This is a genomic window from Chryseobacterium lathyri, assembly GCF_003290185.1.
Classification (GTDB): Bacteria; Bacteroidota; Bacteroidia; order Flavobacteriales; family Weeksellaceae; genus Chryseobacterium; species Chryseobacterium lathyri.
In genome coordinates, this window is the sequence record NZ_QNFY01000008.1 from 76806 (window position 1) to 88972 (window position 12167).

Annotated in this window: 9 protein-coding genes and 1 pseudogene; all 10 read left to right on the top strand. The window is 39.1% G+C overall.

Annotation, left to right across the window (positions count from 1 at the left end; translation table 11 throughout):
• Window positions 1-93: 93 nt before the first annotated feature.
• The 10 genes and pseudogenes from DRF61_RS12710 to DRF61_RS12755 all read left to right on the top strand — a co-directional run bounded on the left by DRF61_RS12710 (window position 94) and on the right by DRF61_RS12755 (window position 12099).
• Entirely contained in the window at window positions 94-510 is a 417-nt protein-coding gene (locus DRF61_RS12710; protein WP_111957574.1) for an IS1/IS1595 family N-terminal zinc-binding domain-containing protein, read from the top strand.
• Window positions 511-793: 283 nt separating this feature from the next.
• Window positions 794-2173 carry a porin gene (locus DRF61_RS12715; protein WP_111957576.1) on the top strand — a complete coding sequence of 460 codons (1380 nt, stop codon included), beginning with the start codon at window positions 794-796 and terminating at the stop codon, window positions 2171-2173.
• Between the two features lie 50 nt (window positions 2174-2223).
• On the top strand, window positions 2224-3804 hold the full coding sequence (locus DRF61_RS12720; RefSeq protein ID WP_111957578.1) for an MFS transporter: 1581 nt from the start codon (window positions 2224-2226) through the stop codon (window positions 3802-3804).
• A gap of 44 nt (window positions 3805-3848) precedes the next feature.
• Window positions 3849-4076: a DUF6814 family protein gene (locus DRF61_RS12725; protein ID WP_111957580.1), complete on the top strand. Its 228-nt coding sequence runs from the start codon at window positions 3849-3851 to the stop codon at window positions 4074-4076.
• A gap of 68 nt (window positions 4077-4144) precedes the next feature.
• On the top strand, window positions 4145-4339 hold the full coding sequence (locus DRF61_RS12730) for a hypothetical protein (protein WP_034731116.1): 195 nt from the start codon (window positions 4145-4147) through the stop codon (window positions 4337-4339).
• Window positions 4332-7028 (top strand): ATP-binding protein, encoded by a 2697-nt coding sequence (locus tag DRF61_RS12735; RefSeq protein WP_167409430.1) that lies wholly within the window; start codon window positions 4332-4334, stop codon window positions 7026-7028. Before DRF61_RS12730 ends, DRF61_RS12735 begins: the two co-directional genes overlap by 8 nt.
• A gap of 6 nt (window positions 7029-7034) precedes the next feature.
• The gene (locus DRF61_RS12740) at window positions 7035-7397 is read left to right on the top strand and encodes a response regulator transcription factor (protein ID WP_111957584.1); all 363 of its coding nucleotides are present in this window, start codon (window positions 7035-7037) and stop codon (window positions 7395-7397) included.
• A 171-nt stretch (window positions 7398-7568) separates the two neighbouring features.
• Window positions 7569-9455, top strand: coding sequence for an AMP-binding protein (locus DRF61_RS12745; protein WP_111957586.1), 1887 nt, complete (start codon window positions 7569-7571; stop codon window positions 9453-9455).
• Between the two features lie 54 nt (window positions 9456-9509).
• Window positions 9510-11423: pseudogene (gene acs / locus DRF61_RS12750) on the top strand (acetate--CoA ligase); the annotation flags it as partial.
• Window positions 11424-11733: 310 nt separating this feature from the next.
• Window positions 11734-12099, top strand: coding sequence for a hypothetical protein (locus DRF61_RS12755; RefSeq protein ID WP_111957590.1), 366 nt, complete (start codon window positions 11734-11736; stop codon window positions 12097-12099).
• The last annotated feature ends 68 nt before the right edge of the window (window positions 12100-12167 follow it).

Here is a 12167-nt window from a genome sequence, read left to right on the forward strand (position 1 = left end):
TTTTTTGTTTTAATAGAATATACAGGTAATTTTATCTTTATTGGAAATTATAATATTGCTAAATTATTATATATTTGCTAAAAACATATAGCTATGGAAAATAAATGTCCTAAATGCAGTGGAAGTACAATTGTAAAAAGCGGAATCATCAACGAGAAACAACGTTTTCTCTGCAAAGACTGCAAATATTACTTTACGGTCAAAAAAATAGGGAAACAGATCGATGACTATTACGTAACCAAGGCTTTACAACTTTATCTTGAAGGATTAAGTTTCCGTGAAATAGAACGGATTATCGGGGTTTCCCACGTTACGATCAGCTCCTGGATCAAAAAATACAATATCACCAGACCACCCCATTCTGAATTCCATCCCGTTTATAAAATATTAAAACAAAATGAATTGATAGAATATATTGCCAAGGAAGACAACATCAAAAACTCCGGGCTTATCATTACTCAGTTTGCAGATAAGTACATGCTGATTAAATGGGAGAGGTTTAAGAAGTAGAGAAGATTCAAGAGCCAAGAATCAAGATGCAAGACATCAGCTTCGGGAGCTTCAGCCACCAGATATACACTCTCACTAATCATCATTTAACTAAAAAACCTCTTCAGACTCATTTATCCCCAACACTCGAACTCTCCAACCCCGTAACTCGTAACTCACATCTAAAAACCAGATCATTACAGCAAAACTATACTATTACCAATAATATATATTAAATTTTTGTAAATAAATTATTAATTACAATTTGGCTTTCACAAAAAACAACGCCAAAAATTGATAATTTATGAAGAAATTACTTTCATTTATTGGATTAGCCTTAATAAGCAGTTCTTTATATTCACAGGGTTCTCCTGATTACGGAGGCGGATTAAAATTAAACCTCAATCCGGAAGGAGATAAGTACATCCGATTTATTTTATGGGACCAGTTCTGGCTCAGAAATACTCAAATGAACCCCGGAAGTATGGTAGCAGGAGAAGCCACCGACAACTCTTGGAGCCTAGGAAACAGAAGATTACGTGCATTAGTATACGCGCAAATCTCCAAAAGATATATGATCCTGGCCCATTTCGGGATCAATAACCAAACCTTCATCAACGGAGGAGCTACAGGCACCACTGGAACAGGAGGTTATGGAAATGGAAAGAAACCACAGCTGTTTTTTCATGATGCATGGAATGAATATGCAGTTATTTTACCTGGAGAAGCCGGAAAATTCAGTTTATCTTTAGGAGCTGGGCTTCATTACTATATGGGACTTTCCCGCATGACCATGGCTTCAACTCTGAATTTTCTTACTGTAGACTCTCCTATTTTCTCATGGCCGTTGATTGATAACTCTGATCAATTTGCAAGACAGCTCGGAATGTTCGCTAAAGGAAAATATGGTAAACTGGAATACCGCTTCAGCTTAAACAAACCTTTTGCAACAGATCTGGTTCCTGTGAATGTTACAGATCCTTCAAGAGCTGCAGCCGTTGACAATAATGGAAATCCTAGCTTTTCAAAAGCAGGTTATGTTGAATACCAATTTCTGGATGAAGAATCCAATACGCTCCCCTTCAAAGTAGGCTCCTATTTGGGGACAAAAAAAGTATTCAATATAGGCGCAGGTTTTTATCATCAGGCTGACGGGACCAGAACTTCTATCAATTCCAATATTGAAAAACATGATATCACGCTTGTAGCAGTGGATGCATTTGCAGACATTCCTTTGGGAAATGCGAAACACAAAATGGCTGTTTCTGCCTATGCCGGATATTATAACTACAATTTCGGTCCCAACTACATCAGAAATCTGGGAACCATGAATATTGCCGCCAATGATCCTAATTTTGCAGGAAACAGAGCTATTGCAGGGCCTGGAAATTTACAACCTATGATCGGAACGGGAAATGTAGTGTATGCTCAGGCAGGCTTACTTCTACCCAACCAAACAGAAAAACCAAAGATCAGAATACAGCCTTTCGCAGCGTATACACACAAAAACTTTGAAGCATTCGATAAATCATCTTCGCAGTTTGATGTGGGTGCCAACTGGTTCATAGACGGACATCACGCAAAAATCACTACGCAATATTCCACAAGACCGGTTTACACCAGTCCTACGGAAAGCCCTTCCTCAAAAGGCGAATTCATTGTACAGTTTCAAATTTATCTTTAAACACAGGATGAACTCAATATCTTAATCCATTAACATCAAAATCAATCAACATGAGCGAAAATCACCACGAAAACTACGAGAATATGACCGACCGGCAGAAGAACCGCACCATCTGGAGTGTGATCACCGCCTCATCACTCGGCACTCTGATAGAATGGTATGACTTTTATATTTTTGGAAGTTTAGCTATTGTTTTAGCGACCAAATTCTTCCCAGCCGACAATCCTACCGCAGCATTTTTATCTACGCTGGCGACTTTTGCAGCCGGATTTGTAGTACGTCCTTTCGGAGCTTTGTTCTTCGGGAGATTAGGCGACATTATCGGAAGAAAATATACATTCCTTGTCACCTTGCTGATCATGGGATTCTCCACTTTCCTGATCGGGTGTATTCCCGGATACGAAACAATTGGATTCCTGGCACCGGTTTTAGTTTTAATTTTAAGACTTTTACAGGGTTTGGCATTGGGAGGAGAATACGGAGGTGCTGCGACCTATGTTGCAGAATATGCACAGCCACACAGAAGAGGCTACTGGACTTCGTGGATTCAGACTACAGCCACTGCAGGACTTTTTATTTCATTAATTGTCATCTTAATTACTAAAAACTCGCTATCTGCAGCAGAATTTGATTCCTGGGGATGGAGAGTTCCGTTCTGGATTTCAATTTTAATGGTGGGAGTATCTTATTTCATCAGAAAAAACATGAAAGAATCTCCGCTTTTCGCAAAGGCTAAAAGTGAAGGAAAAACATCTAAAAACCCGTTGAAAGAAAGTTTCGGGAATAAATTCAATTTCAAATTTGTTTTACTGGCACTGTTCGGTGCTGCGATGGGACAGGGTGTTATCTGGTATACCGGACAGTTCTATGCGATGAGTTTCCTACAAAAAGTGATGAATATAGACTCGATGCAGGTCGATTATATGATGGCTACAGCATTGTTAATGGGAACACCGTTCTTCGTGTTCTTCGGCTGGCTTTCGGATAAAATCGGACGAAAAGCGATTATGATGGCAGGTATGCTGGTGGCGATTTTAGCCTACAGGCCTATTTACGACAGCATGTATAAAAGCGTAAATATCGAAGCTAAAACCGTTGCCAGCAATGGAATCAAAGAGACAAGAAGTGCTGCAATCCATAAAGATATTGCATCGGACAGTCTAATTACATTTCACAAAGAAACTACGTTTACAGACGGAACTTTCATTAAAAAAGACAGCATTGTACACTGGTCTGCAGCCGGTCCTGTCATGAAAGACGGAAAAGCGGAAGAGCCGAAGATTACCAAATCGATTACACTAAGCAATGATACAAGATGGTATCTGGTATTCCTGGTTTTCATTCAGGTGATTTTTGTGACGATGGTTTACGGTCCGATCGCAGCATTCCTTGTTGAAATGTTCCCGGTAAGAATCCGCTATACCTCGATGTCTCTACCGTATCACATTGGTAATGGAGTATTCGGAGGGCTTCTTCCGGCTGTGGCAACCTACCTGGTCACCCAGGGAAAGGATGCAGGGCATGCAACATGGTACCTGGAAGGACTTTGGTACCCGATTGGAGTTGCTGCAGTCTGTTTAGTCATCGGATTGATTTATCTTAAAAATAAGAACAACAATATCCACGATTAATAGAGATAATCATTCAGAAATTTATTAATTTTAAATCTACTAAAATGAACGGATTAAAAAAAATATTAGGCATTGTATGGATTCTGGTTGCACTGGTTGTTGCGTACTTCGGAATTACCGTGATGGGAATCCCTAAAATAACTTCAGGAAAACAGGAAGATCTTGTTTTCGGTATCATTATACTTTTTATACTGGTGCCGATTGTTTCCGGTGGAATGGCTATTTTCGGGTACTATTCGCTGATAGGAGAATATTCAGACGATAAAATTTAATTTATAAACGATTAATGATAATTGATGAGTACCCGCACTCATCAATTATCTTTTATCAATCATCATGTATGAAGAAAAGACACGAACAAAAACTGATTATCCTGAGCATCGGGCTGATGATGGCTTTCAGCATTCCTATTTCACTGCTTTTCAACAGTGAAAAAGATGTTTTTGGCTACCCGATGATTCTGATCTATCTGTTCGCGGTCTGGATGATCTCCATCATTATCTCTTTTGTAATCGTAAAAAAATATGATGAGTAGCCTCGCGTTATTTGCTGTTGTTTTACTCTATCTCGCCCTTTTGTTCTTGGTTGCCCACCTGGCAGAGAAGAAGAGAAGCAAACGGTGGGTGAACAACCCTTACATTTACGCATTGTCTCTGGCAGTCTACTGCACAGCGTGGACGTATTACGGAAGTATCGGCGTTGCAGCTACAAGCGGACTGAATTATTTACCCATCTACATTGGTCCTATTATGATTATCCCTGCATGGATCTACATCAATACAAGGATTGTAAGAATTTCCAGAGTCAACAAAATCAGCAGCCTTGCCGATTTTATTTCTTTACGATATGGAAACAGCAGAAGCTTCAGTGCAATCATCACAATTGTATGCCTGTTAGCCATTGTTCCTTATATTGGGCTTCAGATCAAAGCTATTTCCGAAACTTTTCACCTGGTTACTGAGACTTCAATATCCAATAATATACTAACCGACAATGCAACGTTTGTAGTTGTTTTAATTGCCCTGTTCTCTTCCTATTACGGAACCAGATATGTAGACGCATCAGAAAAACGTTTGGGTATTATTTCCGCCATTGCCCTGGAAAGCTTTTTAAAGCTTTTCTTTATCATCATTTTGGGCATATTTGTCATTTATTTTGTATTTGACGGTTTTTCAGACATCTATGACAAGGCAAGCAAGTTTGAAGATTTTAAAGAAAAAAACACATTTAAGGGAATTGAAGATGCTATGAACTGGATGGTTCTGTGTATGATTTCTGCTACGGCCATCTGCATTCTTCCAAGACAATTTCATACTGCAATTATTGAGAACAGACAGGAGAAGCATATCAAGACTGCAATCTGGTTCTTTCCTCTTTACTTATTGATCTTCACGATCTTCATTTTCCCGATCGCCTGGGGCGGAAGATTAATTTTTGACGGAGAGAAGGTAAATCCGGAGTTCTATTCTATTCTGATTCCACAGCATTTTGACAATACGTTAATCACAGTTTTTGTATTTCTAGGCGGACTGAGCTCATGTATTTCCATGATCATCATTTCAGCTATTACCTTATCCATCATGCTTTCCAATAACCTCATCATCCCTTACGGTTTGTTGGGGAAATTCAAATCTGACAATGAGGTTCAGAATACAAGAAACATTACAAACATTAGAAAATTCAGCATCTTTGCCCTGATCATCATGGCCTTTGTTTTCTATAAATATTTTATCCTGAAAACATCTTTGGATTCTGTAGGACTTATCTCATTTGTTGTAATCGCACAGCTGGCTCCTTCATTTTTCGGTGCGATATTCTGGAGAAGAGGAAGTTATAAAGGTGCCGTAGCGGGACTTCTTGCAGGATTAGCAATCTGCTACTTCGGACTGATCATTCCGCAGTATTATTTCTCGTACAACCAGGAATTCAAAGGGATTATCCGTGAAATGTATGATGTTTTTACATTTTTTAATATTCCTTTTCTAAGCAGGATCTCACAGATTTTTTTCTGGTCCATTTTTGTTAACACAGCTTTGTTTACCATCATTTCCGTAAGTGTTAAAGGCAACTACCGGGAAAGAAATTTTGCAGAATTATATGTGGATATTGACAAGCATATTTTAAATCATGAAAATGCTTTTGTCTGGCGCGGAACTGCTTATGTTTCAGATATCAGGAATATTCTGGAAAGATTTCTGGGCAAAAATAAAACGGAACAGGCTTTAAGGATCTTTAATTTGAAATACAATATCGATTCCAACACTGAAACGGCAGATTCAAGATTTATCAAATTCTCTGAGAACCTTCTGGCAGGAAGAATCGGGACCGCATCCGCAAAAATTCTGATCGAAGGTGTAACGAAAGAAGATAAAATATCTTTAAGAGAAGTTTTAAATATTTTAGAGGAATCTAAAGAAAATATTATCCTTAACAAAAAACTCACCGAACAGTCGGAAGAATTACAGAAGCTTTCCAATGACCTGAGAAAGGCCAACGAAAACCTAATTGTTAAAGACCGTCAGAAAGACGATTTCCTGGATTCTGTAGCCCATGAATTACGAACCCCGATCACTGCCATTCGTTCGGCAGGCGAAATTTTAGCGGACGATGATGATATTCCAACAGACATTAAGCAGGAATTTTTAAACAATATCATCACGGAATCCGACAGGCTGAGTGAAATCATCAACGATATTCTTTACCTTGATAAACTGGAACATGGCGAAATTGCTTTGAATATTAAAGAAAACAATATTCTTGAAACCTACAAAAAAGCTTTAAACCCTCTACTCCATCTGATACAGCAAAAAAACATTCATTTAAGTGAAGTGAATCTTCTGAATCAAACCGTATTTGAATATGATGAAGCGAGAATGATCCAGCTTTTCCAGAATATCCTCGGAAACGCTTTAAAATTTACCGATGACCAGGGAACAATACAGACCAAACTGGCTGAAAAAGAAGATCACCTGATCATTACCATTTTCAATACCGGACAGCATATTCCCGAAGGGGATCTGGAAATGATTTTCGATAAATTTTATCAGTCAAAAAACCAGAATATCTTAAAACCAACAGGAAGCGGACTCGGACTGGCTATTTCAAAGAAAATTGTACAGGCACACAGCGGAACCATAAAAGCAGAAAACAGCGGTCTGGGCGTAACTTTTACGATAAGCATTCCTTACAGCATAACAAAAAATGAAGTTGAACAAAACCAATAACCATCTATGAGAAAGATCATTATTGCCGATGACGAACATAAAATATTAATGTCACTTGAATACAGCTTTAAGAAAAACGGCTACGACGTTTACATCGCAAGAGACGGAACAGAAGTTCTGGAGTTCCTGAAAACAATGGTTCCGGACGTTATTCTTCTGGATATCATGATGCCCAATCTGGACGGATACAGCACTCTGGAAGCCATCAAAGAAGATGAAAGAATGAAAGACACAAAAGTCATTTTTCTTAGCGCAAAAAATAATCCTAAAGATATTGAAAAAGGACTGAAAATGGGCGCTGATGCTTATGTCACGAAGCCCTATTCCATTAAAAAACTGCAGCAGCAGATTGAGGAGATGTTTGAATAGACAGATTCAAGAATCAAGATAATACATCGTCATTGTGAATAAAGCTACGCAATTTCTTAATAATCTTAATTCTTAAAGTTTTTAAGAGCTTAAGTCTCAGCTTTACTTTAGAGATTGCTTCGTCGCTTCGCTCTTCACAATGACAAAAAAAACATAAAACACAAAATTAATATGGACGCAGATAACTTGTTTAAGCAAAGCATAGAAGACAAGGAAAATTTCTGGAAGGAACAGGCTAGAGAAATACAGTGGTTTAAGTTTCCGGAACAGATTCTTTCCAATGGTAAAAATGATTATCCGCAGTGGTATTGTGACGGAAAGCTCAATATGTGCTATCTGTGCATTGATAAACACATCGAAGACGGTTTTGGAAATCAGACCGCCATTATTTATGATTCTCCGGTTACAGATCAGAAAATCACCTATACTTTTGATCAGGCCAAAGAAGAAATATCAAAATTCGCAGGAGGTCTCGTTTCATTAGGTTTAAAAAAAGGTGATACAGCCGTTATTTACATGCCGATGATCCCACAGACTCTGTTTGCAATGTTGGCCTGTGCAAGAATCGGGGTGATTCACAATGTGGTTTTCGGAGGTTTTGCACCGAACGAATTGGTGGTAAGAATCGATGACTGTAAGCCAAAAGCCCTGATTACCGCTACTGCCGGTGTAGAAATAGCGAGAAGAATTCCCTATTTGCCACTTGTTGAAAAAGCCATTGAACTGGCGCAGGACAAAGTAGACAACATTATTGTTTACAACAGAAAACTGGTGGATAACCAGCATGAAATGTTCGACGGACTGATTGATTATGAAGAATTAGTTCAAAAATCAGAGCCTGCAGACTGCGTTTCCGTGGAATCAACCCATCCCCTATACCTGCTTTATACTTCAGGAACCACAGGAAAGCCTAAAGGAATTGCACGCGACACCGGAGGTTATGCAACCGCATTGAAATTCTCTATGAAATATATTTATGGTGTTGAACCCGGAGAAACTTACTGGGCAGCTTCTGATTTCGGGTGGGCAGTCGGACATAGCTTTAGCGTGTACGGTCCTCTTATCAACCGGAATACAACCATCATCTTCGAAGGAAAACCCATCATGACTCCTGATGCAGGTACGTTCTGGAGAATTATTTCAGAATATAAAGTTTCTGCAATGTTTACTGCCCCTACAGCCATCCGGGCTATTAAAAAAGAAGATCCGGATGGAGAACTGGTAAAAAAATACGACCTGTCCCATTTCAAAAAGCAGTTTTTAGCTGGCGAACGATGCGATGTGGCCACTTTAGACTGGTTTGCAGAGCATATAGGAATTCCTGCTATTGACCATTGGTGGCAGACAGAATCCGGATGGCCAATGCTGGGCCTAATGACATTCGACGATAATTATCAGATTAAAAGAGCATCTGCCGGAAAGCCGATTCCGGGATACGACATTAAGATATTTGATGAGAATGGATATGAGCTTGATGCCCATCAGGAAGGTTATTTAATTATCAAACTTCCGCTTCCTCCCGGCGCGCTTTTAGGCATCTGGAATGACGATGAGCGCTTTCAGAACAGTTATCTTTCGCAGTACAAAGGGTATTATTTCTCGGGAGACGGTGCTATTCAGGATGAGGACGGCTATATTTTCATTACCGGAAGAGTGGACGACGTCATTAATGTAGCCGGACACAGGCTTTCCACCTCAGAAATGGAAGAAATTGTCTCTTCCCATCCCGATGTGGCAGAATGTGCTGTTGTAGGAATAGATGATGAACTCAAAGGGCAGGTTCCTTTTGCTACGGTTGTTTTAAAAAACGGAACAATAATCTCTGAGGAAGAAATAGAAAAAGATATCATCAGAATGATTCGCGAAAAGATTGGTGCTGTGGCTTTTTTAAAGAATGCAATGGTTGTTAAACGTTTACCCAAAACCCGCTCAGGAAAGATTCTAAGGAAACTGATCAGAACCTTGCTGGATGGAAAAGATTTTCAGGTTCCATCCACGATAGATGATGAAAAAATCATTGAAGAAATTCAGGAAAAGATCAATGACTATAGGGCTTAAGCCATAAATTAAACATATATTTAATATTAATAAAATTCAAATTTCAAAAAACAAAGGGATATGAGAAATTACTTAATTGAAGATTTGCCACATTATTTTGAAGAGTATAAAAAGTCTATCAAAAATCCTAAAAAATTCTGGGATAAGATTGCAGACCAAAATTTCGTGTGGTATCAGAGATGGAGCAAGGTGGTTAAGTATGATATGAATGAAGCCAAAATCACATGGTTTAAGAATGCCAAATTAAATATCACTAAAAACTGCATAGACAGGCATCTTGCCGTAAGAGGTGAAAAAACAGCCATTATCTGGGAACCCAACGATCCTAAAGAAGAAGCACAGCATATTTCCTATAATGAACTGTATCAACGGGTTAATAAAACCGCCAATGTTCTGCGCGAAATGGGAATTGAAAAAGGCGACAGAGTCTGCATTTACCTTCCCATGATCCCCGAACTGGCCGTTACCATGCTTGCCTGTGCCAAACTGGGAGCGGTACATTCTGTTATTTTTGCAGGATTTTCTGCTTCCGCGGTGGCTTCAAGGGTGAATGACTGTAATGCCAAAATGATTATTACTTCTGATGGCAGTTACAGGGGAAACAAAGTTCTTGATCTGAAAAGCATTGTAGACGAAGCATTGGAAAAAACACCAAGTGTAGAATCCGTTCTGGTTGTGAAAAGAACACACAACGAAATTAAAATGAAAGAAGGCAGAGACCACTGGATGGCGGATCTGTATGAAAAAGCCTCCGCAGATTTCGTGACCGTTATCATGGATGCCGAAGATCCCCTTTTCATCCTGTATACCTCAGGTTCTACCGGAAAACCGAAAGGAATGCTTCACACTTCTGCAGGATACATGGTATACACCGCCTACACTTTTAAAAATGTTTTTAATTATAAAGAGAATGATATCTATTGGTGTACAGCAGATATCGGATGGATCACAGGACATTCCTACATTTTATACGGTCCTCTGCTTAACGGTGCAACCACTGTGATTTTCGAAGGGGTACCTACTTATCCTGAACCGGACCGTTTCTGGGAAGTGATTGAAAAACATAAAATCACCCAGTTCTATACCGCTCCTACCGCCATCCGTTCATTGGCCAAAGAAAGCACGGAATGGGTAGATAAACATGACCTGAGCTCATTGAAGGTGATCGGTTCCGTAGGTGAGCCTATCAATGATGAAGCCTGGCATTGGTTCAATGATCATGTCGGAAATAAAAAATGTCCTATTGTAGATACATGGTGGCAAACGGAAACAGGAGGAATCATGATCTCCCCACTTCCTTTCGTTACCCCAACCAAACCCACTTATGCCACACTTCCTTTACCAGGAATCCAACCGGTATTGATGGATGATAAGCGTAACGAAATTACAGGAAACCAGGTAACAGGAAACCTATGCATCCGCTTTCCATGGCCGGGAATTGCAAGAACGATCTGGGGGGACCATCAGCGGTATAAGGAAACTTATTTCAGTGCTTTTCCGGGAAAATACTTCACAGGCGACGGTGCACTGAGGGATGAAGTAGGATATTACAGAATTACAGGCCGTGTAGACGACGTGATTATTGTTTCCGGACACAACTTAGGAACAGCACCTATCGAAGACAGCATCAATGAACATCCAGCTGTTGCAGAATCTGCTATTGTTGGTTATCCTCATGACATTAAAGGAAATGCTTTATATGGGTTTGTGATCTTAAAAGAAACCGGAGAAGGCCGTGACAAGGAAAATCTCAAAAAGGAAATTAATCAGCTGATATCAGACCAGATAGGCCCTATTGCCAAACTTGATAAGATACAGTTTGTTTCAGGGCTTCCGAAAACACGTTCCGGAAAAATTATGCGTAGAATCCTGAGAAAAATTGCAGAAGGAGATTTCAGTAATTTCGGAGATATTTCTACACTGCTAAATCCTGAAATTGTGGAGGAAATTAAAAATGAAAGGATATAAGATTAATGATATTCAATGGACGGGCTTCGGCCCGTTTTTTTATTTTTTTATTTCCCGCAGATTTTTACAGATGAAAAAAATCAATAGAACCTGTAAAACACCCATTCAGAAATAGGCTGAGCCGATTCTTTCGCCTCATCTTGCTCGCTTTCATAGCATCATTAAAATCAAACAGGTGTTCAATAGACATTTTCAAACATTTTAACATTACATTATAGATAAAACAATAAATTATAAATTTTAATGAATTAATAACAACAATATTGAAAAATATTTATTATCTTTAGGTACAATTTAAAAACTATTGCTTATGTCAAATATATTAGCTGGATTATTTGCACATCACAGCGATTACAAAAAGCTTGAAGCCGATCTGGAAAATTCAGGATTTGAAAGTTCAGATTACATAGTATATCTTCATAGCGGCTCTGATACCTCTCAGTATCTTGCGAGTGTTGCGGTAAAAGATAATAACCAAACTGATGGCGCGAGAAATATTTTCAACCAAAATTCAGTACTGAAGACCTATTTATTCGAGAATATGGGTATTGGAGAGGCACATTACGATCAAATTAAACGATTTATTGATGCCAGAAACAGAGCCGACATCCATAACAGCCCTGATGTGAAAATAAAGGCATCAAGCAGCGGCATGGATTCAGAAGTTAAATTCTGACAGAAAACACAAAATCTAATAACCGGAAATCCGCAGAACGCTCTGCGGATTTTTTATGGTGGAAAAGT